Annotated in this window: 27 protein-coding genes; 9 read left to right on the forward strand and 18 right to left on the reverse strand. The window is 72.3% G+C overall.

Going from position 1 to position 26543, the window contains the following annotated elements; genetic code table 11:
* Positions 1-140: 140 nt before the first annotated feature.
* The 5 genes from ACFVGW_RS26595 to afsQ1 all read right to left on the reverse strand — a co-directional run bounded on the left by ACFVGW_RS26595 (position 141) and on the right by afsQ1 (position 3859).
* Complete coding sequence (locus ACFVGW_RS26595; protein WP_352190172.1) at positions 141-341, reverse strand: PspC domain-containing protein; 201 nt, start codon at positions 339-341, stop codon at positions 141-143.
* A gap of 93 nt (positions 342-434) precedes the next feature.
* Positions 435-1016, reverse strand: a complete 582-nt coding sequence (locus ACFVGW_RS26600) for a VanZ family protein (protein WP_385853713.1) — start codon at positions 1014-1016, stop codon at positions 435-437.
* A gap of 58 nt (positions 1017-1074) precedes the next feature.
* Positions 1075-1605, reverse strand: a complete 531-nt coding sequence (locus tag ACFVGW_RS26605) for a hypothetical protein (RefSeq protein ID WP_385853714.1) — start codon at positions 1603-1605, stop codon at positions 1075-1077.
* Positions 1606-1700: 95 nt separating this feature from the next.
* Positions 1701-3173 (reverse strand): ATP-binding protein, encoded by a 1473-nt coding sequence (locus ACFVGW_RS26610; protein ID WP_385853836.1) that lies wholly within the window; start codon positions 3171-3173, stop codon positions 1701-1703.
* 8 nt (positions 3174-3181) lie between these two features.
* On the reverse strand, positions 3182-3859 hold the full coding sequence (gene afsQ1 / locus ACFVGW_RS26615) for a two-component system response regulator AfsQ1 (protein WP_181019089.1): 678 nt from the start codon (positions 3857-3859) through the stop codon (positions 3182-3184).
* A 160-nt stretch (positions 3860-4019) separates the two neighbouring features.
* Between afsQ1 and ACFVGW_RS26620 the strand changes: the two genes are divergently transcribed.
* Positions 4020-4745, forward strand: coding sequence for a SigE family RNA polymerase sigma factor (locus ACFVGW_RS26620; RefSeq protein WP_385853715.1), 726 nt, complete (start codon positions 4020-4022; stop codon positions 4743-4745).
* A 152-nt stretch (positions 4746-4897) separates the two neighbouring features.
* Here the strand turns inward: ACFVGW_RS26620 and ACFVGW_RS26625 are convergent, their stop codons facing one another.
* Positions 4898-5593 (reverse strand): uridine kinase, encoded by a 696-nt coding sequence (locus ACFVGW_RS26625; RefSeq protein WP_385853716.1) that lies wholly within the window; start codon positions 5591-5593, stop codon positions 4898-4900.
* A gap of 54 nt (positions 5594-5647) precedes the next feature.
* On the opposite strand from ACFVGW_RS26625, the gene ACFVGW_RS26630 reads away from it, so the two are divergent.
* Positions 5648-6037 carry a hypothetical protein gene (locus ACFVGW_RS26630; RefSeq protein ID WP_385853717.1) on the forward strand — a complete coding sequence of 130 codons (390 nt, stop codon included), beginning with the start codon at positions 5648-5650 and terminating at the stop codon, positions 6035-6037.
* Here the strand turns inward: ACFVGW_RS26630 and ACFVGW_RS26635 are convergent.
* Positions 5967-7517: an MDR family MFS transporter gene (locus tag ACFVGW_RS26635; protein WP_385853718.1), complete on the reverse strand. Its 1551-nt coding sequence runs from the start codon at positions 7515-7517 to the stop codon at positions 5967-5969. The genes ACFVGW_RS26630 and ACFVGW_RS26635 overlap by 71 nt on opposite strands.
* Positions 7518-7520: 3 nt before the next feature.
* Entirely contained in the window at positions 7521-8108 is a 588-nt protein-coding gene (locus ACFVGW_RS26640) for an NADPH-dependent FMN reductase (RefSeq protein ID WP_385853719.1), read from the reverse strand.
* 111 nt (positions 8109-8219) lie between these two features.
* Here ACFVGW_RS26640 and ACFVGW_RS26645 point away from each other — a divergent pair, with 111 nt between their 5' ends.
* Complete coding sequence (locus tag ACFVGW_RS26645; RefSeq protein ID WP_385853720.1) at positions 8220-8954, forward strand: TetR/AcrR family transcriptional regulator; 735 nt, start codon at positions 8220-8222, stop codon at positions 8952-8954.
* Between the two features lie 58 nt (positions 8955-9012).
* Here the strand turns inward: ACFVGW_RS26645 and ACFVGW_RS26650 are convergent, their stop codons facing one another.
* Genes ACFVGW_RS26650 through deoC form a run of 3 tightly spaced genes read right to left on the reverse strand, consistent with a single transcriptional unit; the run spans position 9013 to position 12288 of the window.
* Positions 9013-9897 carry an aldehyde dehydrogenase family protein gene (locus ACFVGW_RS26650; protein WP_352190163.1) on the reverse strand — a complete coding sequence of 295 codons (885 nt, stop codon included), beginning with the start codon at positions 9895-9897 and terminating at the stop codon, positions 9013-9015.
* A complete protein-coding gene (locus ACFVGW_RS26655; protein ID WP_385853721.1) occupies positions 9890-11326 on the reverse strand; it encodes an aldehyde dehydrogenase family protein in 1437 nt (478 codons plus the stop codon). Before ACFVGW_RS26655 ends, ACFVGW_RS26650 begins: the two co-directional genes overlap by 8 nt.
* 5 nt (positions 11327-11331) lie before the next feature.
* The gene (gene deoC, locus ACFVGW_RS26660; RefSeq protein WP_385853722.1) at positions 11332-12288 is read right to left on the reverse strand and encodes a deoxyribose-phosphate aldolase; all 957 of its coding nucleotides are present in this window, start codon (positions 12286-12288) and stop codon (positions 11332-11334) included.
* Between the two features lie 231 nt (positions 12289-12519).
* On the opposite strand from deoC, the gene ACFVGW_RS26665 reads away from it, so the two are divergent.
* The 3 genes from ACFVGW_RS26665 (at position 12520) to ACFVGW_RS26675 (ending at position 15048) form a co-directional block, all read left to right on the forward strand.
* On the forward strand, positions 12520-13632 hold the full coding sequence (locus tag ACFVGW_RS26665; RefSeq protein ID WP_385853723.1) for a hypothetical protein: 1113 nt from the start codon (positions 12520-12522) through the stop codon (positions 13630-13632).
* A 122-nt stretch (positions 13633-13754) separates the two neighbouring features.
* Positions 13755-14381 (forward strand): class F sortase, encoded by a 627-nt coding sequence (locus ACFVGW_RS26670; RefSeq protein WP_385853724.1) that lies wholly within the window; start codon positions 13755-13757, stop codon positions 14379-14381.
* 34 nt (positions 14382-14415) lie between these two features.
* On the forward strand, positions 14416-15048 hold the full coding sequence (locus ACFVGW_RS26675) for a PH domain-containing protein (RefSeq protein WP_385853725.1): 633 nt from the start codon (positions 14416-14418) through the stop codon (positions 15046-15048).
* Between the two features lie 33 nt (positions 15049-15081).
* Here the strand turns inward: ACFVGW_RS26675 and ACFVGW_RS26680 are convergent, their stop codons facing one another.
* From ACFVGW_RS26680 to ACFVGW_RS26695, 4 genes are all read right to left on the reverse strand, one after another.
* Positions 15082-16266 (reverse strand): hypothetical protein, encoded by a 1185-nt coding sequence (locus ACFVGW_RS26680; protein WP_385853726.1) that lies wholly within the window; start codon positions 16264-16266, stop codon positions 15082-15084.
* A 240-nt stretch (positions 16267-16506) separates the two neighbouring features.
* Positions 16507-18174: a phospho-sugar mutase gene (locus ACFVGW_RS26685; RefSeq protein ID WP_385853727.1), complete on the reverse strand. Its 1668-nt coding sequence runs from the start codon at positions 18172-18174 to the stop codon at positions 16507-16509.
* Between the two features lie 208 nt (positions 18175-18382).
* Positions 18383-19186 carry a purine-nucleoside phosphorylase gene (locus tag ACFVGW_RS26690; RefSeq protein WP_352190155.1) on the reverse strand — a complete coding sequence of 268 codons (804 nt, stop codon included), beginning with the start codon at positions 19184-19186 and terminating at the stop codon, positions 18383-18385.
* 205 nt (positions 19187-19391) lie between these two features.
* A complete protein-coding gene (locus tag ACFVGW_RS26695; protein WP_352190175.1) occupies positions 19392-19829 on the reverse strand; it encodes a gamma-glutamylcyclotransferase in 438 nt (145 codons plus the stop codon).
* Between the two features lie 207 nt (positions 19830-20036).
* On the opposite strand from ACFVGW_RS26695, the gene ACFVGW_RS26700 reads away from it, so the two are divergent.
* The gene (locus ACFVGW_RS26700) at positions 20037-21476 is read left to right on the forward strand and encodes an NAD(P)H-quinone dehydrogenase (RefSeq protein ID WP_383228825.1); all 1440 of its coding nucleotides are present in this window, start codon (positions 20037-20039) and stop codon (positions 21474-21476) included.
* A gap of 202 nt (positions 21477-21678) precedes the next feature.
* Positions 21679-22596 carry a DeoR/GlpR family DNA-binding transcription regulator gene (locus ACFVGW_RS26705; RefSeq protein WP_383228855.1) on the forward strand — a complete coding sequence of 306 codons (918 nt, stop codon included), beginning with the start codon at positions 21679-21681 and terminating at the stop codon, positions 22594-22596.
* 58 nt (positions 22597-22654) lie between these two features.
* Here ACFVGW_RS26705 and ACFVGW_RS26710 read toward each other — a convergent pair whose 3' ends face one another.
* Together ACFVGW_RS26710 and ACFVGW_RS26715 are read right to left on the reverse strand one after the other, a co-directional pair.
* Entirely contained in the window at positions 22655-23209 is a 555-nt protein-coding gene (locus ACFVGW_RS26710; RefSeq protein ID WP_385853728.1) for a TetR/AcrR family transcriptional regulator, read from the reverse strand.
* A 97-nt stretch (positions 23210-23306) separates the two neighbouring features.
* Positions 23307-25061, reverse strand: a complete 1755-nt coding sequence (locus tag ACFVGW_RS26715) for an acetyl/propionyl/methylcrotonyl-CoA carboxylase subunit alpha (RefSeq protein ID WP_385853729.1) — start codon at positions 25059-25061, stop codon at positions 23307-23309.
* 353 nt (positions 25062-25414) lie between these two features.
* Between ACFVGW_RS26715 and ACFVGW_RS26720 the strand changes: the two genes are divergently transcribed.
* Complete coding sequence (locus tag ACFVGW_RS26720; protein ID WP_385853730.1) at positions 25415-25849, forward strand: hypothetical protein; 435 nt, start codon at positions 25415-25417, stop codon at positions 25847-25849.
* A gap of 12 nt (positions 25850-25861) precedes the next feature.
* Here ACFVGW_RS26720 and ACFVGW_RS26725 read toward each other — a convergent pair whose 3' ends face one another.
* Complete coding sequence (locus ACFVGW_RS26725) at positions 25862-26467, reverse strand: nucleoside triphosphate pyrophosphatase (protein ID WP_383228828.1); 606 nt, start codon at positions 26465-26467, stop codon at positions 25862-25864.
* Positions 26468-26543: the final 76 nt, after the last annotated feature.

Raw genomic sequence — 26543 nt, forward strand, 5'->3', positions numbered from 1 at the left:
AACACCCCCCACCCCCACACCTCAAAACCAACTGGGGGGGGGGGTTGTTTTTTTTTTATCCCCCCCCGCCGCCCGGGCCCGGGGGGGGGCCCCCCCCCGGCCGGGGGGGGGCGCCCCATCGGCGTCCGTACGGCGTGCCCTTACCAGGCGGTGCTCGCCGGCTTCTCCTGCGGGAGCAGCAGCCAGAGCGCCAGGTACAGCAGGAACTGCGGACCGGGCAGCAGGCACGAGACGAGGAAGATGACCCGCATGGTGGTGGCCGAGGTGCCGAAGCGCCGTGCCAGCGCTGCGCACACTCCGCCGATCATGCGTCCGTCACGGGGGCGGGCAAGTGCGGCCATGGTGGGCTCCTTCGGGAAGCGTCTTCCGGAAGCCGCTCCGTCGGGCTTCCGATGGCTCCATACTCGCCCGGGGCCGGGGGACAAAGCGTCGGTCTACGGTGCGATCCCGACCCTGGGAATCGTCGGGGTAGGCCCCTGAGAACCCTCCTCCCGCAGCAGGGCCGAGCCCCGGCCCGGCCTGGTCCCCGAGGAGGACCGGCGTGCCGCCCCGTCCCTCCCGCGGCGCAGCCGCGCCCGCCCGGCGGGCACCAGCAGCACATGCGTGAGCGCCACCCCCGCCGTGTTCAGGAGCAGCGAGTCCACGTCCACGACCTGACCCGGAACGGCGGTCTGCAGCAGTTCGACGGCGAGCGACACGAGCCCGCCGGCGGCGACCGTGCGGGCCAGGGAGGACCACGGCGACACATGGAGGCGGCCGTCGGCCATCGGGAGCAGGACCCCGAGCGGCGCCAGGAGCAGCAGCCCCTCGCCGATCCGCCGGGCGGCCTCGAGGGGGCCGAGCGCGAGATCCGCCCGGATCCCCGCCAGCGGGGTCAGGTTCGGCGCGGTCACCCAGGCCACGTCACGTGGTCGGAGCGTGACCCAGGCGACGAGCAGCAGATGCGCGAGGAGGAGGACGAACCCCGCCACGCGTACGACCACGGCGGCACTGCCGCCCGAACCTTGACGCTGCACGCCCCCCAAGACGCGTCCCGTCCCGGAATCGGTTCCGCGCCGCGGCGGAACTCCCGCTTCAGGACGCGGAGGGGCTGGGCGGACCCGGCGTCGTCGGGGGCGCGGACTCCGGGCGCTCCTTCAGCCCGGTCGTGCACGCCAGCCGCCGCGGCGGATAGTGACCGGGCCCGCCGAGGACCACGCTCGCCTCGCCCGCGCCCGCCGAGCTGTTCGCGAGCGTGCAGACGATCTGCGACAGCGCGGTCGGATTCAGGTCCTCCGGCTGCCGGCTCAGCCGCAGCGTGCCGGCCGGATCGCCCTTGTACCCGCCGGTGACGAGCAGCGGTCCCTTGACGGCCGTGGAGAACCCCGCCTGCCGCTCGTTCTCCGACGGTTCGGCCAGCAACTGCGCGAGCAGCGCCGACGCGGTGGGGACCCGGTCCCCGTCCGGCTTCTCCCGCGGCAGCGGCGCGCGCCGGTCCACCGGCTCCAGCTGCGACCCGCAGAGCAGGAAGACCCGGACCGGGACCCCCGACGTCTGCGTGGCGATCTCGTCGCCCGTGACGCTGCACGGCACCCGCGAGGGGGCCGGCCCGGCGTCGACGGGCACCGACGTCGTCCTGATCCCACACCCGGAGGCGACCGCGGTCAGCACGACGGCCGCCGCCACCCCTCCCGTACGTACTCCCGCACGGCGAAGCCGGCTCAACTCTCCTCCACCTCGCCCTGCTCGTCGTCCTGCGGAAGCCGCAGGACGAACACCGCTCCGTCGCCGTCGGGCGAGTTCGCGGCCGTGATCGAACCGCCGTGGATCAGCGCGTTCTCCATGGCGATCGACAGTCCGAGACCGCTGCCTTCCGACCGCGGCCGGGACGCGCTCGCCTTGTAGAAACGGTCGAAGACGTGCGGCAGGACCTCCTCGGGGATGCCCGGGCCGTGGTCCCGCACCTCGATGACCAGCTCGCCGTCCTCCGTGCGGATCGCCACCCGCACCGGCGAACCGCCGTGCTTGAGCGCGTTTCCGATCAGGTTCGCCAGGATGACGTCGAGCCGGCGCGGGTCGAGCCGCGCCATGATCCCGCGCTCGGCGTCCAGCTCCACGGCGTCCAGCCAGGCGCGGGCGTCGATGCAGGCGGTGACCTGGTCGGCGACGTCCACGTCGTCGAGGACGAGCCGCGCGGTGCCCGCGTCGAAGCGGGTCACCTCCATCAGGTTCTCCACCAGGTCGTTCAGCCGCCGCGTCTCGCTCACCACGAGCGCCACGGCCGGCGCGATCATCGGGTCGAGCGAGTCCTGTTCGTCCTCCAGGACCTCCGTCACGGCCGTCAGCGCGGTCAGCGGCGTGCGCAGCTCGTGGGACATGTCCGCGACGAAACGCCGACTGGACTCCTCCCGCGCGCTCATGTCCGCGACCTTCTTCTGCAGAGACTCCGCCGCGCTGTTGAACGTCCGCGACAGATCGGCCAGTTCGTCCGTGCCAGAGACCCGCAGCCGGGTGTCGAGCTTGCCCTCGCCGAGCCGACGGGCCGCCTCGCCGAGCCGGTGCACGGGCCGCAGCACGGTCGTGGCCGCGGCCTGCGCGAGGAGCGCGGAGCCGACGAGCGCCAGCGCCGTCGCGATCCCCAGCGACCAGGCGAGCGAGTTCAGATCGGCCCGCTCGGCCTCCAGCGACTTGAACATGTAGCCGGTGGGCCCACCGCCCGCGATCCGCGTCCCGCCGACCAGGTACGGCGTCTTCCCGCGCTGCGTCCGCTGCCAGAACAGGTGGTACGGGCTGGTGTCGTCCTCCCCGACGGGCCGCTCGGTGTCCACCGCGACGCGCAGCGACTCCGGCACGTCGGCCAGGGTGAAGGTGTCCGGGTTCGAGGCCCCGATGATCGGCTTGCCCTTGTCCCGCTCACCGAGCAGCAGCACGCTGTACCCGGCGCTGCCGCTCGCCATCTGCTCGGCGGTACGCCGCAGATCCTCCTCGGTGGGACGCAGCGGCAGGGTCGCGGCCCGGTTCTGCATCTCCTGGCGGAAGTCGTTCAGCGCCCCGTCCTGGGTCCTGGTGAGCACCGCCTCGCGGTTGAGCCAGTACGCGATCCCGGACGCGGACACCGCGGCCGTGAGTGCCACCAGGGCGAAGACGACGACCAGCCGCAGACGCAGGCTGGTGAAGCGCAGCCCGGCGAACATCGTTCTTCTCACGCAGGGACGTCCAGCCGGTAGCCCACGCCGCGCACGGTACGGATCAGGGTCGGCGAGGACGGCACGTCCTCCACCTTGGCGCGCAGCCGCTGCACACAGGCGTCGACCAGACGCGAGTCGCCCAGGTAGTCGTGTTCCCAGACCAGGCGCAGCAACTGCTGGCGCGACAGGGCCTGTCCGGGACGCCGGCTCAGTTCGAGGAGCAGCCGCAGCTCGGTCGGCGTGAGCTGCAGGTCCTCCCCGTTCTTCGTCACCGTCATCGCGGAACGGTCGATGACCAGCGAGCCGAAGGTCGCCGAGTCGGTGGACTCCCGCTCCCCGCGCCGCAGTACGGCCCGGATGCGGGCGTCGAGCACCCGCCCCTGGACCGGCTTGACGACGTAGTCGTCCGCGCCGGACTCCAGACCGACGACCACGTCGATGTCGTCACTCCGCGCGGTGAGCAGGATGATCGGCAGCTGGTCGGTGCGCCGGATGCGCCGGCACACCTCGAAGCCGTCGATTCCGGGCAGCATGACGTCCAGCACGACCAGGTCCGGACGCTGCTCCTTGAGCAGCTTCAGGCCGTCCTCGCCCGTCGCCGCGGTGGCCACTCGGTGGCCCTGGCGTGACAGCGAGAGTTCGAGGGCCGTGCGGATGGCGTCGTCGTCCTCGATCAGCAACAGGAAAGGCACGGGCGCCATTCTGTCGCATGCGGCCACCGGAGTTCGACTGTGTGGCCGGACCGGTGCCTGTGACAGGTCTGTGACAGTCGGCGGACACCCCGATGAAAGTGCCCGGGCAAGCTTCTTGGCACACGGACAGAAACACACTCCAACCGACGGGGGGCGCACGATGAACGCACTGCACAGCACCACCTCAGGCGCAGTTGTCACGCGCCTCCACGATGTCGTCGTGCGGAGCGCGGAGAAGTCCGGCGGTGTGAACGGGCGGGGGTGCGTTCGCAGCGCCGGGCGTCAGCACAAGGCGCCGTACATGGTCGCCGTGGCTGACGGGGGAGCGGCGTACGGGGAGGTCTCGGGGGAGCGGCAGTCGGTGTCGGAGGCGGAGTTCACCGCCTACGTCCAGGAACGCCGCGCCTCCCTGTACGCCACCGCCTACCACCTGACCGGTGACCGGTTCGAGGCCGAGGACCTGCTGCAGAGCGCGCTGTTCTCGACGTACCGGGCCTGGGAGCGGATCAGTGACAAGGCGGCCGTGGGCGGCTATCTGCGCCGCACCATGACGAACCTGCACATCAGCGCGTGGCGCCGGCGGAAGCTGAACGAGTACCCCACCGAGGAGCTGCCGGAGACGGCGGGCGACACGGACGCGATGCGGGGGACCGAGCTGCGCGCGGTGCTGTGGCAGGCGCTGGCCCGACTGCCCGAGCTCCAGCGGACGATGCTGGTGCTGCGCTACTACGAGGGCCGTACGGATCCGGAGATCGCGGAGATCCTGGACATCAGTGTCGGCACGGTGAAGTCGAGCATCTGGCGCTCCCTGCGCCGGCTGCGCGAGGACGAGGTCCTGAGCTTCGGCCGTGACGAGGAGGAGTCCTTCGGCGAGCTGGTGGCCTGAAGGTCGGGGGCAACGGGGGAAAACGGGGGGACGTACGGGGGACGTACGGGGGTACGGGGGAAGCGCGGTCGGACAAGCCGGGGGGTCTTGTTCGACCGCGTCTCTTTTTGTTTCCGGCCCTGGTGAGGCGGGTGGTCGAGCCTGCGGCCGCCTCAGTGCGCCGCGGGGGTCCGGTGGCGGCCCGCAGCGGCGGCGGCGAGGCGTCCCAACGCCTCCTGCTTGGCACAGGGGTGGGCGCCCAGCGCCGTCTGGCGGGCCACGATGGAGCGCTCCGAGCGCATCAGGCGCCAGCCGCGGCGCAGCAGGAACGGGACCGATTTGCGGCCCTCCCTGAGATCGCGCAGGAGGCGGCGGCGGAATGTCGTCGAGGGGCGGCCCCGCAGGCACAGCGCGTCGGCGAGGACCCCGAGGTCCTGGCAGCGCTCCACGATCTCCGCGGCGAAGATCCCCTCCGCCACGAAGAGCGGGGTCCGGCCGATGTCCAGGGCGTCGCGGTCGACGCGCGAGCTGGTGGCGAGGTCGTAGACGGGGATGTCCGTACGGCCCGTGCGGCACAGCTCCACGATCGCCGCGACGGCGGCGTCGGCGTCCCAGGAGTACGGGGAGTCCCAGTCGATGTCGGCGCTGCCCGCGACCAGCGGGAGCGTCGGGTCGTCGCCCTCCTTGTAGAAGTCGTCGAGGCGCAGGACCGGGAGGCCGGCGACGGCGGCGAGGGACGACTTGCCGGAGCCTGAGGGGCCCGCGAGCAGGACGACGCGGGTCGGGATCGGTTGGGAACTCACGGGACACCAGTGTGAAGCATTCCCCCGGGCAGGGGACCCCCGAGGGAGGGGGTTGGTATCCAGCATCACACCTCAACTACGCTCGGTGTCTCTGTCGTTACCCGACGTCGAAGGATTCTCATGGCGCGTCACAAGCAAACCAGGACCCCCGGCCGCGGCGCCCTGCTGAAGGCCGGGCTGGCCGCGACGGCGGCGGGAGCGGCGGTGCTCGGCATGGGCGCGACGGCCCAGGCCGCCGCCCCGCTGCCGCTGCCGGTCGACGCCCTCGCCGGCAGCGACGCCGTCGCGGCCCTCGGGGCCACCGGCCACGCGGTGGGCCCGCTGACGAACCTCCAGCTCGACCCGCTGGCGAACACCGGGGTCGACCCGCTGGACAACGGCATCGGCACCCAGGTCGCCGACTTCAAGCCCGTGGGCACCCACCTGGTGACCGACCACGTCACGAAGGGCGGGGGCCTGGGCGATCTGCCGCTGGTCGGCGAGGTGACGGGGCTGCTGCCGGCGAACTGACGGCCCCCTGGTCGCCCCCTGGCGCCGCCCGCAGGGGAACCTCCCGTACGAACCAGGCCGTGGCGAAGGCGAGCGCGGCCAGCACGGCCGTTCCCAGGAGCACCCCGTGCAGCCCGCTCGTCACCGCCGCCGCGAACCCCTCCCGTACCGGCTCGGGAAGCTCCCGCAGCCGGGCCGGGGTCAGCGAGGTGTCCGCGCCGTCGAGCCGGGCCGTGAAGACCGCGCCGAGCACCGCGACGCCGAGCGAGCCGCCGATGGTGCGGACGAGGGTGACCGTGCCGCTAGCCGCGCCCATGTCGCGGGGCTCCGCGCTGTTCATGGTGATCAGCAGCGTCGACTGCATGACGAAACCCATGCCCGCCCCGATGACGAGGGTGAGCGCCGAGGCGACGGCGATCGGGGTGTCGGCGTCGAGGGTGAGCAGGACGAGCGCGCCGGCCGTCATCAGGGCGCCGCCGAGGACCGGGTAGAGCCGGTAGCGGCCGGTGCGGCCGATGATCCGGCCGGTCGCCAGCTGGACCGCGAGCATCCCGAGCATCAGCGGCAGCAGGAGCATGCCGCTCGCGGTGGAGGACTGGCCGCGGGCAAACTGGAGGTACTGCGGCAGGTAGTTCATGGCCGCGAGCATCCCCGCGCCCACGAGGAGGCTGAGGATCTGGGCGAGGGTGAAGTTGCGGCTGTGGAAGAGGCGGGGCGGGATGACCGGCTCCTCGGCCCTCCGCTCGGTCCGTACGAACAGGGCGAGGGCCGCGGCCGAGACGGCGCCCAGGCCCAGGATCTGGGGCGAGGTCCACGGGTGGGCGGCGCCTCCCCAGTTCGCGAGGAGCGTCAGGGCGAGGATCGTGACGGTGAGCAGCAGCGCGCCCGCCCAGTCGACGCGGGCGCGGATCCGCTCGGTACGCACCGTGATGCCGAACCCCACGATCAGCAGGGCGACGAGGCCGACCGGGACGTTGACGTAGAACGCCCAGCGCCAGTCGAGATGATCGGTGAGGAAGCCGCCGAGGAGCGGGCCGCCGACGAACGCGACGGGCAGCATCGCGGCGCTGATGGACTGCACGCGGGCGCTGTCGCGCGGAGCCACGAGCACCCCGATCAGGGCGAACGCGCCGACCATCAGGCCGCCCGCGCCGATGCCCTGGAGCGCCCGGAAGGCGATGAGCTGGTCCATGGTCCGGGCGAGTCCGGAGAGGACGGAGCCGGCGAGGAAGACGGTGACGGAGGCGAGATAGCTGCCCTTGCGGCCGTACAGATCGCCGATCTTGCCCCAGAGGGGGGTGGCGACGGCGGCGGTCAGGAGGTAGGAGGTGACCACCCAGGAGAGCCGGTCGAGGCCGCCGAGGTCGCCCACGACGGTGGGCAGGGCGGTGCCGATGACGGTGCCGTCGAGGGTGGCGAGGACGATGCCGAGCATGAGCCCGGAGATCCCGAGGTAGGGGATGCGGGCGGGCTCGTCGTGGGTCGTCTGCTGTGCCGTCATGGCTCAGGCCGCGTAGGGCTGCTTGGCACGGGCCTCGCGCAGGGCCTCGGCCCACCAGGCGAGCCGGTCGAGCATCGACGCGGCGGCGGCGTCGGAGGCCGGGTCGACGGCCTTGCCGTCCGCGTCGAAGCACCCCCAGACGCCCTGGAGCCCGACCGCCTCGCGGACGGTGACGGCGTGCAGTTCGGCGAAGACCCCGCGCAGATGCTCGACGGCGCGCAGGCCGGCGGAGAAGCCGCCGTAGGAGACGAAGCCGACGGGCTTGGCCTGCCACTCCCGGCCGTGCCAGTCGATGGCGTTCTTCAGGGACGCCGGGTAGCTGTGGTTGTACTCGGGGGTGACGACGACGAAGGCGTCGGCGGCGGCCAGACGGGGTGAGACGGCGGCGAGGAGCGCGCGGTCCGCCGGGTCGGCGGGGGCCCGGCCGAGTTCCGGGAAGGTCGTCGGCAGCGGGGTCTCGGCGAGGTCGATCAGGTCGACGGTCATGTCGGCGCGGGCGGTGGCGTGGGTGAACAGCCACTTCGCGACGACGGGGCCGAGGCGGCCGTCGCGGGTCGAGCCCTGGACGACGGCGAGACGGAGCGGGTTCATGGATCCCCCAGCGGATGGATGTGTACGACGTATCCCAGCGGTGTACAACGTACACGTCGATGTGTACGTCGTCTACTTCGCATACGCTGTACGCGAGAAGAGGGAGGCCGCATGGCGAAAGAGGACGAGGCGCTCAAGGCGTCGCTGTGGGAACGCCTGGACCGGCCCGCGGCCGCGCCACGGGCCTCCCTGACCCCGCAGCGCATCGCCACGGTCGCGATCGAGGTCGCCGACCGCGAGGGATTCGCCGCCGTCACCATGCGGCGGATCGCGACCGAGCTGGGCGTCGCGCCGATGGCCGCGTACCGGCACGTCTCGGGCAAGGACGACCTGTGGGCGCTGATGGTCGACCAGGTCTCGGGCGAACTGGAGCCGCCGGCGGAGGTGACGGGCTGGCGCGAGACGCTGCGCGCGTACGCCGTGTCGACGCGGGAGACGATGCTGCGGCACCCCTGGCTGGCCCAGCTGCCGGCGCCGCTGTTCGCGCTCACCCCGCAGCGGCTGGCCGCGGCGGAGCGTCAGCTGGTGTCACTGGACGGCCTCGGCCTGGACGTCGACACGATGATGGCCGCGTTCCGGACCGTCGGCGCCTATGTGCAGGGGGCTACCCAGTCGGAGGTCGCCCTGGCCCAGTACATGAGGGAACAGGGCTGGGAGAGCGGTGACGACACCCGGCGCGGGCTCGCGCCGCAGATGTCGTACCTGATGGAGACGGGCCGCTACCCGACGTACCGCGACTACACCCGGGCCGCGGCGCGCAAGGACGACGCGGCGTGGCAGTTCGAGACCGGCCTCGACTGCGTCCTGGACGGGGTGGCCGGGCTCGTGGAACGCGGCCGGGCATGAGAAACGGCCCCCGGGAACACCCGGGGGCCGTTCTCGGCAGGTACCGGTACGGCAGCTGCTAGTACGACGAGCCGCTCGCGCCCAGCGAACCCGTCGGGTGCCAGACGGTCTTCGTCTCCAGGAAGGCCGTCATCCGCTCCGTGCCCGGGGACTCCGCGAAGTCCACCGCCCGCGGGCGCAGGACGCGCTTCAGGTTGTCCGCCGCCGCGACCTCCAGCTCACGGGCCAGGTCCGCGTCCGCGCCCGTCAGGTCGATCGCGTTGACGTCCTGGTGGGCCGCCAGGTGCGGGCCCATCTCCGCCGCCTTGCCGGACAGGATGTTCACGACACCGCCCGGCAGGTCCGAGGTGGCCAGCACCTCGCCGAGCGAGAGCGCCGGCAGCGGCGCCTTCTCCGAGGCGATCACCACGACCGTGTTGCCCGTCGCGATCACCGGGGCGACGACCGAGATCAGTCCGAGGAACGACGAGTCCTGCGGGGCCACGACCGTCACGACGCCCGTCGGCTCCGGGGTCGACAGGTTGAAGTACGGGCCCGCCACCGGGTTCGCCCCGCCCACGACCTGGGCGATCTTGTCGGTCCAGCCCGCGTACCAGACCCAGCGGTCGACGGCCGCGTCGACGACGGCGCCCGCCTTGGACTTCGACAGGCCCTCCGCGTCCGCGACCTCGGCCACGAACTGGTCCCGGCGGCCCTCCAGCATCTCGGCGATGCGGTAGAGGATCTGGCCGCGGTTGTACGCCGTCGCGCCCGACCAGCCGCCGAACGCCTTGCGCGCGGCGACGACCGCGTCACGGGCGTCCTTGCGGGAGGAGAGGGGAGCGTTGGCCAGCCACTTGCCCTTGCTGTCCTGCACTTCGTACACCCGGCCGCTCTCGGAACGCGGGAACTTCCCGCCCACGTACAGCTTGTAGGTCTTGAAGACGGAAAGACGGTCAGACATCGAGGTACGCCTCCAGGCCGTGGCGACCGCCCTCGCGGCCGAAGCCCGACTCCTTGTAGCCGCCGAAGGGCGAGGTCGGGTCGAACTTGTTGAACGTGTTGGCCCAGACGACACCCGCGCGGAGCTTGTTGGCCACGGCCAGGATCCGCGAGCCCTTCTCCGTCCAGATGCCGGCCGACAGGCCGTACTGGCTGTTGTTGGCCTTGGCGACGGCCTCGTCCGGCGTACGGAAGCTCAGCACCGACAGGACCGGGCCGAAGATCTCGTCGCGGGCGATGGTGTGCGCCTGCGTGACGCCCGTGAAGAGCGTCGGGGCGAACCAGTAACCGGCGGCCGGGATCTCGCACGCGGCGGTCCAGCGCTCGGCACCCTCGGCCTCGCCGCGGTCCACCAGGGAGGTGATGCGGGCCAGCTGCTCGGACGAGTTGATGGCACCGATGTCGGTGTTCTTGTCGAGCGGGTCGCCGAGGCGGAGCGTGGAGAGCCTGCGCTTCAGGCTGTCGAGCAGCTCGTCCTGGATCGACTCCTGGACCAGCAGGCGCGAGCCCGCGCAGCAGACCTGGCCCTGGTTGAAGAAGATGCCGTTGACGATGCCCTCGACGGCCTGGTCGATCGGCGCGTCGTCGAAGACGATGTTCGCGCCCTTGCCGCCCAGCTCCAGGGTCACCTTCTTGTGGGTGCCGGCGACGGAGCGGGCGATCGACTTGCCGACCGCGGTCGAGCCGGTGAAGGCGACCTTGTTCACGTCCGGGTGCTCGACGAGTGCGGCACCCGTGTCCCCGTAACCGGGAAGGATGTTGACGACACCCTTCGGCAGTCCGGCCTGGCGGCAGATGTCCGCGAAGAACAGGGCGGAGAGCGGGGTCGTCTCGGCGGGCTTCAGGACGACCGTGTTGCCGGTCGCCAGCGCCGGGGCGATCTTCCACGCCAGCATGAGCAGCGGGAAGTTCCACGGGATGACCTGGCCGGCCACGCCGAGCGGGCGCGGGTTCGCGCCGTAGCCCGCGTGGTCGAGCTTGTCCGCCCAGCCCGCGTAGTAGAAGAAGTGCGCGGCGACCAGCGGGAGGTCCGCGTCGCGCGTCTCCTTGATCGGCTTGCCGTTGTCCAGGGTCTCCAGGACGGCCAGCTCACGGCTGCGCTCCTGGATGATCCGGGCGATCCGGAAGAGGTACTTGGCGCGCTCGGAGCCGGGCAGCGCCGACCACTTCTCGAACGCCTTCCGTGCCGCCTTCACCGCGCGGTCCACGTCCTCGGCGCCCGCCTGGGCGACCTCGGCGAGGACCTCCTCGGTGGAGGGGGAGACGGTCTTGAAGACCTTGCCGTCGGCCGCCTCGACGAACTCGCCGTCGATGAACAGGCCGTAGGAGGGGGCGATGTCGACGACGGACCGGGACTCGGGCGCCGGTGCGTACTCGAATGCAGATGCCATGATGATCAGTCCACCGTCACGTAATCGGGGCCGGAGTAGCGGCCGGTCGCCAGCTTCTGACGCTGCATGAGCAGGTCGTTGAGCAGGCTGGAGGCACCGAAGCGGAACCAGTGGTTGTCCAGCCAGTCCTCGCCGACGGTCTCGTTGACCAGGACCAGGAACTTGATGGCTTCCTTGGTGTTGCGGATGCCGCCGGCCGGCTTCACGCCGATCTGGACGCCGGTCTGCGCGCGGAAGTCGCGCACCGCCTCCAGCATCAGGAGCGTGTTGGCCGGGGTGGCGTTGACCGCGACCTTTCCGGTCGAGGTCTTGATGAAGTCGGCGCCCGCCATCATGCCGAGCCAGGAGGCGCGGCGGATGTTGTCGTACGTCGAGAGCTCGCCGGTCTCGAAGATGACCTTCAGGCGGGCCTCGCCGGAGGCCTCCTTCACGGCCCGGATCTCTTCGAGGACCTTCATGTAGTTCCCGGCGAGGAACGCGCCCCGGTCGATCACCATGTCGATCTCGTCGGCCCCGGCGGCGACGGCGTCGCGGGTGTCCGCCAGCTTCACGTCGAGCGCGGCACGGCCGGCGGGGAAGGCGGTGGCGACGGAGGCGACCTTGACCGCGGAGCCCTTCAGGGCGGCCTTGGCGGTGGCCACCATGTCGGGGTAGACGCAGACCGCGGCGGTCGGCGGGGTCGTACGGTCGGTCGGATCGGGATTGACGGCCTTGGCGGCGAGCGCCCGGACCTTGCCCGGGGTGTCCGCACCTTCGAGCGTCGTCAGGTCGATCATGGAAATGGCCAGGTCAATGGCGTAGGCCTTGGCCGTGGTCTTGATCGAGCGGGTGCCGAGGGACGCGGCGCGCGCCTCCAGGCCGACGGCGTCGACGCCGGGCAGCCCGTGGAGGAAGCGGCGCAGCGCACTGTCGGACGCGGTCACGTCGGCGAAAGCAGATGCTGCGGATGCAGTGGTGGGCATGGTCACCAGTCGAGCATATCTACGCGCGTAGCGGCCTGTACAGCCCCAGGGTTCCGGAAGGGAAATCGTGGCCGCTGTCACAGCGCCGTGACATGGAGCGGACAAGTCCTCGATACAAGATCACTAACGTTCTTTCTGCAGCCAGCCAGAACTCACCGGCCCCAACCGAACGAGATGTCAGCGGCATGCGGCTCTTCCTCACCCGACCTGTACTGATTCACAGGAGTCGTTATGCGCACCGCCCTCCGTACCGCCGTCGTCACCGCCCTCCTCGCGGGCGTCGCCGTCACCCCGGCCCTCACCGCCGGCACGGCCTTCGCCGCCGACGCGAAGCCCGCCACCGGGGCCGAGCCCACCGTGGGCGCCAAGCCCGCCATCGACGACGACGGCACCCTCGTTCGCACCGAAACCCTCACCGACGGCACCATCGCCAAGATCTACAGGTTCAACGCGAACCACCACCGGGCCGAGCTGTTCGTCGACGGCTACAAGGTCGGCGCCTTCGAGACCGCGAACCGCCCGGTGGCCGGCAACAACAACGGTGCCTTCTTCGTCCTCTACGCGGACGGCCGCACCCTCGACTGGACCGGCAACCACCTCTCCGGCGCGGACCTCGGTACGTACGAGCTGGCCGACGGCACCCGCCTCGAGCTGGGCAGGGCGAAGGACGGGCGCTACGGCCTCCAGCTGATCGAGAACGGCAAGGGCCGCGGTTTCACCTACCTCTACGCGGACCGGTCGGTCTGGATGTACGGCAAGGCCGTGGTCGTCCTGGAGAGCGACGGCGGATTCGCCGCCTACATCCCCGGCTCGAAGGTCCAGGCGGCCCCGAAGCCCGTGAAGAACGACACCCCGGCTCCGGAGCCGACGCCCACCCCGACCGAGGAGGAGTCGGAGTGGCTCGGCGACTTCTCGGGCTGGCAGGTCCTGGGGCACGGCTACAAGGGGATCGCGCACCGGAAGGGCGGTGACATCACGGCGAAGATCTTCAAGGGCGACAAGGAGGTCGGCCGGATGTCCGTCGACCAGAAGGGCAAGACCGTCGACAAGAAGGTCTTCGGTGACGAGATCGAGGTGACGCTCTCCTGGAACGGCGAGCTGCGCGCGAACTGGCTCGCCGACCGGCAGCAGGGCGGGACGCCGCAGACCACGAAGCCGTCGCAGACCGGCACGACCACGCAGACCACCGTCGTCCCGCAGGGCGGCGTCGCCGCCGGGGCCGAGACGGAGACCGGCACCGACCACACCGCGCTGCTCGCGGCCGGTGCGGGCGCCGCGTCCCTGGCCGCCGCGGGCCTCGGCTTCGTCGCCTTCCGCCGCCGTACCGCGGGCGCCCGCGGCTGACCGCCGTACCCACGCCCCCTCACACCTGCCACTGACCCGAGCAGGAGCACCACCCCACCCTGGCCGGCCGTCGCACCCACACCCCGTGCGACGGCCGGCCGCACCCCGTTCGGAGCCGCCCCGTGAACCGCCGCCGTACCGCCGCGCCCGCCCTCCTCGTCCTCGCCGCCCTGGCCGCCCTCACGGGCTGCGCCGGCGGCGGGGAGGAGACCGCGGCGCACCCGCCCGCGCGGGTGACCGCGACCAGCACGCCCGCGCCGACGGCGTCCGTCGCACCGCTGCCGCGCTCCGAGCCGGTCCGGGTCCGGGTGCCCGCGGCCGGCGTCGACACCGGGCCCACCGGCCCCGTCCTGCGCCTCGGCCTGCAGAAGGACGGCACGGTCGAGGTCCCGTCCGAGGCGGACGCGGAGCGCATCGGCTGGTACGACAAGGGCGTGACGCCCGGCGAGACCGGCCCCGCCGTTCTGATCGGCCACTTCGACACCGCCCGGGGCCCCGCCGTACTCAAGAACGTCGCCAGGGTCCGCGTCGGCGACGAGATCACCGTCGCCCGCGCCGACGGCACCGAGGCCGTCTTCCGCGTCCGCGAGCTGGAGCAGGTCGGCAAGAAGGCGTTCCCGACGCGGAAGGTCTACGGGGACACGAAGCGGCCCGAGCTGCGGCTGATCACCTGCGGCGGAGAGCTGGTCGACGGCCACCGCCCCGACAACATCATTCTCTACGCCGATCTGGTCACCCGAGCCGCCTGAGCCGGGCCGCGGGGGCTGAGGCAGAATCGGCTCCATGACGAGCCCCCAGCCGCCCGCCGAGCCGGCCTACGCCGACCGTGTCTTCCGTTCGACCCTCGGGATCGCGGGCGGTGTCCTGCTGCTCGGTCTCACGGTCTGGTTCTGCGTCGACGCGATGGTCAGGGGCGCGGGGCGCACCCCGTGGCTGGCGCTCGCGAGCCTGCTGCTCGTCGTGCCGCTCGTCGTCGCGTTCACGATCCGCCCCGCCGTGTACGCCAACGAGGACCGGCTCCGGATCCGCAACCCCTTCCGGTACATCACGCTGCCCTGGGCCTCCGTCGCGGACGTCCGGGCCGGGTACTCCAGCGAGGCGTTCACCCAGGACGGCGGCAGGTACCAGCTCTGGGCCGTGCCCGTCTCGCTCCGGCAGCGCAAGCGTGCCGCCCGGCAGCAGGCGCGGGCCGCGCACGACGGTCCGCAGGGCCGCGGGGCGGCCGGCGCGCACGGGGGCGACGCGGGGCGGCTGGCGCCGGCCGACCGGACGATCGCCGACCTGCGGGAGCTCGCCGAGCGGTGTGCCGGCCGTCCGGAGGCGCAGGGGGAGCCGCGCGTGCGCTGGGCGTACGAGATCATCGCGCCGGCGGTGGCGGGGCTGGTCCTGCTCGTCATCCTGCTCGCCATCGGCTGAACCCCGGGTTCCGGGGCCCGTACGCACGCGAATTCACGGCGCGCCCGCCCACACCAGCAGCATGTACGCGCCGAGCCACGCCGAGGAGAGCGCCGCCGCGCCGAGCATCAGGGCGGCGACGTGGCGGCGGGCGCGGCCGACCGCCAGGGCGAGCGGGAGCAGCAGCGGGAAGCCGGGCAGCAGGAACCGGGCGCGGGGGAAGTACACGCCCCCGCTGCCCAGGACCACGAGGAGCAGCACCCCGGTGAAGACCAGCAGCGGCAGCGGCTGCCGGTCCGCGACGCAGAGCGGGAACAGCACGGCGGCGGCGATCAGCACCAGCGAGACCACGACGAGGAAGAGCTGCGGGTCCTGGGCGTAGACGAACTGCCTGCGCAGCTGACGCAGCGTGAACGAACCGCCGTCCCAGGTGTTGCTCCAGGACCTCTGCACCGCGAAGTAGCCGTCCCAGCGCCCGAGGCGGAGCCCCACCCAGCCGACGTAGCCCAGCCAGCCCAGGGGGGCGACGAGGGTGGCGACGAGCGCGGGCCGGCTCCCGCGCCGCGCCGCGAGCAGGGCGGCCACCGTCACCGCCGCGCCGACCGCGACCCCCGTCGGCCGGGTCAGCCCCGCCGCGACGGAGAACCCCGCCGCCCAGGCCCAGCGCCCGCCCAGGGCCGCGTACAGAGCCCAGGCCGCCAGCGCCGTGAAGAGCGACTCCGTGTACCCCATCCACTGGACGACGGCGACCGGCAGCGCGCCCCACAGGACCGCGAGGACCGTGCCCACCCGGCGTCCGTACAGCCGGTCGCCGACCGCGAAGATCCCCCAGGCGGCGGCCACCGAGCAGAGCACCGCGAGGACCAGGCCGACGGAGGCGCGCGAGCCGGGGACGACCGCCGCGACCGCCCTGATCAGGGCCGGGTAGAGCGGGAAGAAGGCCATCGTGCGGTGGCCCGGGGGCTCCCCCGGCCCCGGGTCGTAGCCGTGGTCCGCGATCGCGAGGTACCAGCGCGAGTCCCAGGACGTCGCCAGCGCCGGCCAGATCCCGTGCCCCCGCATGTGCGCCCAGCGGCCCAGGACGAGCAGGCCCAGGAGCCGTACGGCCAGATAGCCGAGGAGTGCGGGAGCGGCGTGCCGCAGAGTGCCGCGCACCCGCTCCGGCAGACCCTCGCCAGGCGCGGCCGGAGGCTTCCGGGAGGCGGGGACGGTCGGTCGGACGGACAGGACCGGGGGCACGGGGGCGGCTCCAGGGAGGCTCGGCGGGACACCGGGTCACCCTGGCCGGAGCCACCTGATCGCGGGACGCGCGTTGGGCCGACCGCCGTACCGATTTCACCCGTACGGGAGGGCCGGGAGGGGGAACGCGGCGAGGCCCGTACGGAAGCGTTTCCGTACGGGCCTCCCTCGGTGCGCCCCAGGCCTGGGGCCGTCGGCGACCTCGGGCCGCCGACTGGGCCGTTGGCGACCTGTTTGCCGTTACAGGCCGGCCGCCTGCGACAGGTCGCGCTTGATCGAGGCGAGGATCTCGGCGCCCGTCGCGCGCGCCGTCGCCAGCTCGCTCGCGTCGGCGACCGGGACCACGACCTCCAGGTAGCACTTGAGCTTGGGCTCGGTGCCGGACGGGCGGACGATCACCCGGGCCTTGTAGTCGCCCTCCAGGTAGTACCGCAGGCCGTCCGTCGGGGGCAGCGACTCCGTGCCCTTCGTCAGGTCCTCGGCCGTCGTGACCGTCAGACCCGCGAGGTGGACGGGCGGCCGCGAGCGCAGCGCGCTCATCGCGTTCGCGATGATGCTCAGGTCCTCGACCCGCACCGACAGCTGGTCCGTGGCGTGCAGCCCGTGGGCCACCGCCAGGTCGTCCAGCAGATCGGTCAGCGTGCGGTCCTGCTCCTTGAGCTCCGAGGCCAGCTCGGCGACGAGCAGCGCCGCCGTGATGCCGTCCTTGTCACGGACGCCCTCGGGGTCGACGCAGTAGCCCAGCGCCTCCTCGTAGCCGTACCGCAGACCCTCCACGCGAGCGATCCACTTGAAGCCGGTCAGCGTCTCCTCGTAGCCGACGCCCGCCGCCTCGGCGATCCGGCCGAGCAGCGAGGACGACACGATCGACTCCGCGAAGACGCTCTTCTTCCCGTTGCGGGAGACGCCCTTGTGGACCAGGTGCGCCGCGAGCAGCGCGCCGACCTCGTCGCCGCGCAGCATCCGCCAGCCGCCCTGGACCGTCGGGTCCGGCACGGCCACGGCGCAGCGGTCGGCGTCCGGGTCGTTGGCGATCACGATGTCGGGGTCCACGGCGCGGGCCGCCTCGAAGGCGAGGTCCATCGCGCCCGGCTCCTCCGGGTTGGGGAAGGCGACCGTCGGGAAGGCCGGGTCCGGCTCGGCCTGTTCGGCGACGAGCGCGGGCGGCGGGAAGCCGGCGCGGGCGAAGGCCGCCGTGAGGACGTCCTTGCCGACGCCGTGCATGGCGGTGTAGACGGTGCGGACGCCCCGCGGGGAGCCCGGGGTCAGGACGGCGTCGGTACGGGCCAGGTAGGCCTCCAGGACCTCGTCCCCGAGGGTCTCCCAGCCGTCGGTCGCACGGGGGACGTCGTCGAGCGAGCGCACCGCGTCGATCTCGGCGGCGATCTCGGCGTCGGCGGGCGGCACGATCTGCGAGCCGTCACCGAGGTAGACCTTGTAGCCGTTGTCACGCGGCGGGTTGTGGCTCGCGGTGACCTCGACACCGGCCACGGCGCCCAGATGCCTTATGGCGTACGCGAGGACGGGCGTCGGCAGCGGGCGGGGGAGGAGGGCCGCACGCAGACCGGCACCGGTCATCACGGCGGCGGTGTCGCGCGCGAAGTCGGCCGACTTGTAGCGGGCGTCGTAGCCGATGACGACGAGCCCCCCGGTGTGGCCCTTGGCCTTCAGGTACGCGGCGAGACCGGCGGCGGCCCTGATGACGACCGCGCGGTTCATCCGCATCGGACCGGCGCCCAGCTCGCCGCGGAGGCCCGCGGTGCCGAACTGGAGCGTGCCGCCGAACCGGGCGGCGAGCTCGTCGGTCCCACCGGCCTCGATGAGCTTGGCCAGCTCGTCGCGGGTCTCCGGGTCGGGGTCCTCCGCGAGCCATGCCTGGGCTCGGGCGAGGAGGTCGTCCTGCGTCACGGTGTGCCTTTCGGGGGTACGGGAGGGAGGGGGCGGGGTGGGACTTCGGGCGCGGGGCGGGCCGCTGCGCGGAGCCTTTCCCCGCCCCGCCCCTTCCCGAACGGGGGGCGAGCCCCCGGCCCCCGGCCACGGGAAGCGGCGGGGCGGGAAGGCGCCCCGCGCAGCGGCACCCGCCCCCGCGCTCGCGTCCGCCCCCGCCCCGGCGTCGTCAGATGCGGTCGAGGACCCGCGTCAGGAGCTCGCCCATGCGGGCGGCCGAGTCACGGCCCGCCTGGAGGACCTCTTCGTGGTTCAGCGGCTCACCCGAGAGGCCCGCCGCCAGATTGGTGACGAGGGAGATGCCCAGGACCTCGGCGCCCGCCTCGCGGGCCGCGATGGCCTCCAGGACGGTGGACATGCCGACCAGGTCGCCGCCCATGACGCGGACCATGTTGATCTCGGCCGGGGTCTCGTAGTGCGGCCCGGGGAACTGGACGTAGACGCCCTCTTCGAGGGTCTCGTCGACCTCCTTGCACAGGGCGCGCAGCCGCGGCGAGTACAGGTCGGTGAGGTCCACGAAGTTCGCGCCGACGATCGGGGAGGCGGCCGTCAGGTTGATGTGGTCGCTGATCAGCACCGGCTGGCCGGGGCGCATGCCCTCGCGCAGACCGCCGCAGCCGTTGGTCAGGACGACGGTCTTGCAGCCGGCGGCGACGGCGGTGCGCACCCCGTGGGCGACGGAGGCGACGCCCCGGCCCTCGTAGAAGTGGGTGCGGCCCAGGAAGACCAGGACGTGCTTGGCGCCGATCTTGTACGAGCGGACCTTGCCGCCGTGTCCCTCGACGGCCGGCGGCGGGAAGCCGGGCAGCTCGGTCACGGGGAACTCGGCCTCCGGAGCGCCGAGCGCGTCGACGGCCGGTGCCCAGCCGGAGCCCATGACGAGCGCCACGTCGTGGTTCTCGATTCCGGTCAGCTCGCGAAGTCGCGTGGCTGCGGCCTCGGCGGCCTCGTACGGGGTGGCAGTTGCGTTCACTGACTCTCTCGCCTCGGGGAGGGGGGTCCGAGGGGAGCCCCGGACGGGATTTCGTACCCGCAGAAGCGTAGCCCGAGAATTCCTACGCGCGTAGATGACAGTGCGGACGGACATGCGATCGTTGTCTTGTCGTTTCCGACAAACGGCGGCCGGGTCCGGGGCCTCCCCGGCCTTCCGGCCGGGCCCGGGGCGCGCCGGCGACGTGTCAGCACGGCCGCTTGCGCAGCTCCATCACGTAGTCGTGGGGGGCGCCCGCGGACTCCGCGGCGTCGGCGACCTCGCCCAGGTAGCGGGCCGAGGGCAGCCCGCCCTCGTAGGCGTTCAGGACGTAGACCCAGGCGGACTCGTCACCGTCCAGGGTGTGCACGCGCACCCGCATCCGCCGGTAGATGTCGAGGCCGACGCCCTCCCAGCGGTCCATCGACTCCTCGTCCATCGGGGCGATGTCGTACAGCGCGACGAAGACCTGGGACCGCGGGGCCTCGACGATCGTGGCCAGCGCCCCCTCCCAGCCCATCTGCTCGCCGCCGAAGGTGAGCCGCCAGCCGTTCAGCCAGCCGGTGCCGCGCAGCGGGGAGTGCGGGGCGCGGCGGGTCATGAGCCGCGCGTCGAGGTTGCCGGCGTACGCGGCGTAGAGCGACATGGGGTCGAGGGTACGGGAGGGGAGCGGGTGTCCGTGGAAGCCGGTGACCGGGGCAGCGGCGGCGACCGTACGGAGGCCCCGGGGAGAGACCACCGCCGGCGTACGGGACAATGGGGTACGCACTTGAAGCGTGCGGGACAATGGCGTACGCACTGCAGCCCAGCGGGGGACCCCCCGGCAGAACGAGAGCGCGAGGCGTAGATCCCAGTGACCCGGATCGTGATCATCGGCGGCGGACCCGGCGGATACGAGGCTGCCCTGGTGGGCGCCCAACTCGGCGCGGAGGTGACGGTCGTCGACTGCGACGGCCTGGGCGGCGCGTCCGTCCTGACCGACTGCGTCCCCTCCAAGACGCTCATCGCGACGGCCGAGGTGATGACCACCTTCGACTCCTCCTACGAGGAGCTGGGCATCATCGTCGCCGACGACACCCCCCACGTGGAGCAGGCCGCCCGCGTCGTGGGCGTCGACCTCGGCAAGGTCAACCGCCGGGTGAAGCGCCTCGCGCTCGCCCAGTCCCACGACATCACCGCCTCCGTCACCCGGGCCGGCGCCCGGGTGCTGCGCGGACGCGGCCGGCTCTCCGGCCGCCAGGCGACGGACGGCTCGCGCCAGGTGATCGTCACCGCCGCCGACGGTTCCGAGGAGACGCTGACCGCCGACGCCGTGCTGATCGCGACCGGCGGCCACCCGCGCGAGGTGCCGGACGCCCAGCCCGACGGCGAGCGGATCCTCAACTGGACCCAGGTCTACGACCTCAAGGAGCTCCCCGAGGAGCTCATCGTGGTCGGCTCCGGTGTCACCGGCGCCGAGTTCGCCGGCGCCTACCAGGCGCTGGGCTCGCGGGTCACCCTGGTCTCCTCCCGCGACCGCGTGCTGCCCGGCGAGGACCCGGACGCCGCCGCCGTCCTGGAGGACGTCTTCCGCCGCCGCGGCATGAACGTCATGGCCCGCTCGCGCGCCGAGTCCGCCAAGCGCGTCGGCGACCGGGTCGAGGTCACCCTGTCCGACGGCCGGGTCATCTCGGGCACCCACTGCCTGATGGCCGTCGGCGCCATCCCGAACTCGGCCGGAATGGGTCTGGAGGAGGCGGGGGTCCGGCTGAAGGACTCCGGGCACATCTGGACCGACAAGGTCTCCCGCACCTCGGCCCCCGGTGTCTACGCGGCCGGTGACGTCACCGGCGTGTTCGCCCTCGCCTCGGTGGCGGCCATGCAGGGCCGGATCGCGATGTACCACTTCCTCGGCGACGCGGTGACCCCGCTGAACCTGAAGACGGTCTCGTCGAACGTCTTCACCGACCCGGAGATCGCCACCGTCGGTTACACGCAGGCAGACGTGGACGCGGGCAAGATCGACGCCCGGGTCGTGAAGCTGCCGCTGCTGCGCAACCCGCGCGCGAAGATGCAGGGAATCCGGGACGGCTTCGTCAAGATCTTCTGCCGTCCGGGCACTGGGATCGTGGTCGGCGGCTGTGTCGTCGCCCCCCGGGCGAGCGAGCTGATCCATCCCATCTCGATCGCGGTCGACAACAATCTGACGGTCGAACAGATCGCAAACGCTTTCACGGTGTACCCCTCCCTGTCGGGCTCGATCGCGGAAGTGGCACGGCAGTTGCACACCCGAAAGGCGACGGGCGAGGGCTGATCAGCCCTCCCGCCTGGGGCGATCTGGACAACCCCCGGCAAGGCGGGGCACGGAGCGATCAACGGCGGGGCCTCCCATACCACTTGGAGGCCCCGTCTGTGCGCATCTTCTGCAATTCGGCGCATAGTGCTGAAAAGTTCCGGCCGGTCACGTTACTGTCGGTTTCGTGTTCGCTGCAGAACGTCGTCAGTTGATCCTTGAAATGGTGCGCGCCAACGGAGCCGTGTCGCTCCGGGAGCTCGCCCGCGTCGTCCAGACCTCAGAAGTGACCGTACGGCGAGACGTGCGGGCGCTTGAGGCAGAAGGACTCCTCGACCGCCGGCACGGCGGTGCGGTGCTGCCGGGCGGATTCACGCGAGAGTCCGGCTTCCCGCAGAAATCCCATCTCGCGACCGCCGAGAAGACGGCCATCGCCGATGTCGCCGCGAGCCTCGTCGAAGAGGGCGAGGCCATCGTCGTCGGCGCCGGGACCACCACGCAGGAGCTGGCGCGCCGGCTCGCCCGCGTGCCCGGCCTCACGGTGGTCACCAACTCCCTGCTCGTCGCCCAGGCGCTGGCCCATGCCAACCGGGTCGAGGTCGTCATGACCGGCGGCACGCTGCGCGGCTCCAACTACGCGCTGGTGGGCAGCGGGGCCGAGCAGTCCCTCCAGGGGCTGCGGGTCTCCCGGGCCTTCCTCTCCGGCAGCGGTCTGACGGCCGAGCGCGGTCTGTCCACGTCCAACATGCTCTCCGCGAGCGTGGACCGGGCGCTGGTGCAGGCGGCCGCGGAGGTCGTGGTCCTGGCCGATCACACCAAGCTCGGCACCGACACCATGTTCCAGACGGTGCCGACGGACGTGATCACCCGGCTGGTCACCGACGAGCCCCCGGCGCACGACGACCGGGCCGCGACGGAGCTCCAGGCGCTGGCCGACCAGGGCGTCCAGATCGCCGTGGCGGGCACCGGTGTGGGCGGTGACGCGGTCCCCCCGCCCGGACGCCCCCGCCGCGACGTCCCCCTCCCGGGGCAGCGGGGTCGCCACCCGGGCGCTCAACTCCGCAGCGCAGGCGGAGCGTTGACGAGTGAGGTGCTGGCTCCCGAGCGCGCGGCGCGGGTGGCCGACATGCGCAGGCGCTGAGACGCGATCCGGTGGCCCCTCCCCCAGGGGGCCCGGGTGGGAGGCCCGTCCTCCCGGTTCAGCGCTTCAGGCCCCGCAGGGTCAGGGCGAGCAGGCGGTCGGCCAACTCCTCGTCCTCCGGGGACTCCTCGGCGGCCAGGGCGATCGCGTTGGTGAGCTGCATCAGATCGCCGATCGACACGTCGTCCCGTACCGTGCCGGCCTCCTGGGCCCGTGACAGCAGGGTCTCGCCCGCCGCGCGCAGCGGTACGCCGCACTGTGCGAGCGCCGAACGTGCGTCCCGCGAGCCCGACATGGCCGTCATCAGCGCCCGCGAGAGTCCGCGGTACTCACCCGCATGAGCGATCAGGGAGCGCAGCCACTCCACGAGCGCCGGGCACGGCTCCTCCGCCTCCGCCAGCTCCCGGCCCCGCTGGAGCAGCGCCGTCAGGGCTTCCTGGAACACGGAGTTGATCAGCGCCTCGCGGGTGGGGAAGTGCCGGTAGAGCGTCCCGATGCCGAGGCCCGCACGACGGGCGACGTCCTCCAGCGAGGCGTCCGTGCCGTGTTCGGCGAAGACGGCGCGGGCCTCGGTCAGCAGCCGCTCGTGGTTGCGGCGTGCGTCGGCACGCATGGTCCTCCCTCCGGATACGGGCGAAGGGCCCGCAGGCGGTGTGCCTGCGAGCCCTCCGTACCGTACCTGTGTCCAGGATCTGCCACCGGTGCGGTGATCAGTCCTTGATCTCGCAGATCGCCGCGCCGGACGTCACCGAGGCGCCGACCTCGGCCGACAGGCCCTTGATCGTGCCGGAGCGGTGCGCGTTGAGCGGCTGCTCCATCTTCATGGCCTCCAGGACGACGATCAGATCGCCCTCCTTGACCTCCTGGCCCTCCTCGACCGCCACCTTCACGATCGTTCCCTGCATCGGGGAGGCGAGGGTGTCGCCGGAGGCCGTCGGGCCGGACTTCTTCGCGGCGCGGCGCTTCGGCTTGGCGCCTGCGGCCAGACCCGTACGGGCCAGGGACATGCCGAGCGAGGACGGGAGGGAGACCTCCAGGCGCTTGCCGCCGACCTCGACGACGATGGTCTCGCGGCCGGACTCGTCCTCGTCGGCCTCGGCACCGGCCGGGGCGAAGGGCTTGATCTGGTTGTCGAACTCGGTCTCGATCCACCGGGTGTGGACCCGGAACGGGTCCGCGGTGAACGCCGGGTCGACCACGACGGCCTGGTGGAACGGGATGGCGGTGGCCATGCCGTCGACCTTGAACTCCGCGAGCGCGCGGGCGGCGCGCTGGAGCGCCTGCTCGCGGGTCGCGCCGGTGACGATCAGCTTGGCCAGGAGCGAGTCCCAGGCGGGGCCGATGACCGAGCCGGACTCGACGCCGGCGTCCAGGCGGACACCGGGGCCGGTCGGCGGGTTGAACGTGGTGACCGTGCCGGGCGCGGGGAGGAAGTTGCGGCCCGGGTCCTCGCCGTTGATGCGGAACTCGAACGAGTGACCCCTTATGGCCGGGTCGTCGTAGCCCAGCTCCTCGCCGTCGGCGATGCGGAACATCTCGCGCACGAGGTCGATGCCGGTGACCTCTTCGGTGACCGGGTGCTCGACCTGGAGGCGGGTGTTGACCTCCAGGAAGGAGATCGTGCCGTCGAGGCCGACGAGGAACTCGACCGTACCGGCGCCGACGTAGCCGGCCTCCTTCAGGATCGCCTTCGACGCGCTGTAGAGCTGCGCGTTCTGCTCCTCGGAGAGGAACGGCGCCGGGGCCTCCTCCACCAGCTTCTGGTGGCGGCGCTGCAGCGAGCAGTCACGGGTGGAGACGACGACCACGTTGCCGTGGGAGTCGGCCAGGCACTGGGTCTCGACGTGGCGGGGCTTGTCGAGGTAGCGCTCGACGAAGCACTCGCCACGGCCGAACGCGGCGACGGCCTCGCGGACGGCGGAGTCGTACAGCTCCGGCACCTCTTCGAGGGTGCGGGCGACCTTCAGACCGCGGCCGCCACCACCGAAGGCGGCCTTGATCGCGATCGGCAGGCCGTGCTCCTCGGCGAAGGCGACGACCTCGTCGGCGCCAGAGACCGGGTCCGGGGTGCCGGCGACCAGGGGCGCACCGGCGCGCTGCGCGATGTGGCGGGCGGCGACCTTGTCGCCGAGGTCGCGGATCGCCTGCGGCGGCGGGCCGATCCAGGTCAGGCCGGCGTCGAGGACGGCCTGGGCGAAGTCGGCGTTCTCGGAGAGGAAGCCGTACCCGGGGTGGATGGCGTCCGCGCCGGAGTCCTTCGCGGCCTGGAGCACCTTGGCCATGTCCAGATAGCTGGCGGCCGGGGTGTCACCGCCCAGGGCGAACGCCTCGTCGGCCGCGCGGACGTGCAGCGCGTCCCGGTCCGGCTCGGCGTAGACGGCTACGCTCGCGATCCCCGCATCCCGGCACGCCCGGGCGACGCGGACAGCGATTTCGCCACGGTTGGCGATGAGCACCTTGCGCACGATGGCTCCCTCCTTGAAAACAAGCTGAGTTTAGGGACTGCCGACACGTCTTTTCGACCCGTCCCCAGTGGTGAGCTTGCCCACACGGAGCGTGATACGAGGCGTTCGGGCTCGTGAAATCCCTTGTCGCACCACGGTACGCAGGGTTCCTCTACGGCACAGTAGCTCGCCTGTGTGGCACAGGTCTCTGTTCAAGCGATCAGTCGCTGATACGGATTCTTTGTGGAGTCCCTACGAATGGCTCAATGATTCTTTGCGGCGGCTTCGTCCGTCGCCGGCCCTTGTCCACGGGTTTACCCGGCAGTAGCCTTTGCGCAGTCGTACGTACTGTCGGTAACAGCCGTATACAGGGGGTGGCCGGAGTGGCCCGCAGACCGATAGCGCTCGTGACGGCGGGGGTGCTGTTCCTGGAGGCACCGGCCATCGTCGCGCTCAACGCCGTCATGGCACGGTTCGTCGAAGCGCAGTCGATGTCCCTGGACGGCCTCGACCCGGACGCGATGGTCACCGGCACCTGGGTGCTCGGGATCGTCTCGGGCGTGTTGCTCGCCCTCTGCGCCACCGTCGCGCTGCTCGCCGGCGTCCGCGACAAGCGCCCCGGGCGCGCCGGCCGGGCCCTGCTCATCGGCTGCGCCGTGGTGCACGGGCTGCTCGGCGCGGTGACGGTCGGTCTGATCGGGTGGGGTGCCTTCGCGTTCATGACCGTCGTGCTCGGACTGGTCGTGCTGACCCTGGTGGCGTACGGGAAGGGTGCCGACGCCCCCGAGGGGGAGCCGGCACCCGCGTAGCGCCCTCGGCGCTCAGTGCCAGAGGTCGGTGATGGAGACCCCGAGCTTGCCGAGCAGCTTGCGCAGCAGGGGCAGGGAGAGGCCGATCACATTGCCCGGGTCGCCGTCGATGCCGTCGATGAACGGCGCCGAGCGGCCGTCGAGGGTGAACGCGCCGGCCACGTGCAGCGGTTCGCCGCTCGCCACGTACGCGGCGACCTCGGCGTCGGTGGGCTCGCCGAAGCGGACCACGGTGGAGGCGGTCGCCGACTCGTAGCGCTTGGCGGCCGTGTCGTACACGCAGTGACCCGTCTGGAGGATGCCCACGCGGCCCCGCATGGCCTTCCAGCGGGCGGTGGCCTCCTCGGCGTCGGCGGGCTTGCCGAGGGCCTTGCCGTCGAGCTCCAGGACCGAGTCGCAGCCGATGACGAGCGCGCCGAAGACCTCGGGGCGGGCGGCCACGTGGGCGGCCTTGGCCTCGGCGAGCGCGAGGGCGAGTTCGGCGGGGGTCGGGGCGTGCACCTTGTCCTCGTCGACGCCGCTCACGATGACCTCGGGGGCGAGTCCGGCCTGCCGCAGCAGTCCTAGCCGGGCGGGGGAGGCGGAGGCGAGCACGACACGGCGGCGATCAGCAGTCATGGGCGAAGCGTAGCCAGTACGGACGCCCCAGGGCGCCCCGTCGGCCCCGGCATCCGTCGGGCTTTCCGGCGTCCGT

The sequence above is a fragment of the Streptomyces sp. NPDC127129 genome (genome assembly GCF_042671585.1).
In the GTDB taxonomy this organism is placed as follows: Bacteria; Actinomycetota; Actinomycetes; order Streptomycetales; family Streptomycetaceae; genus Streptomyces.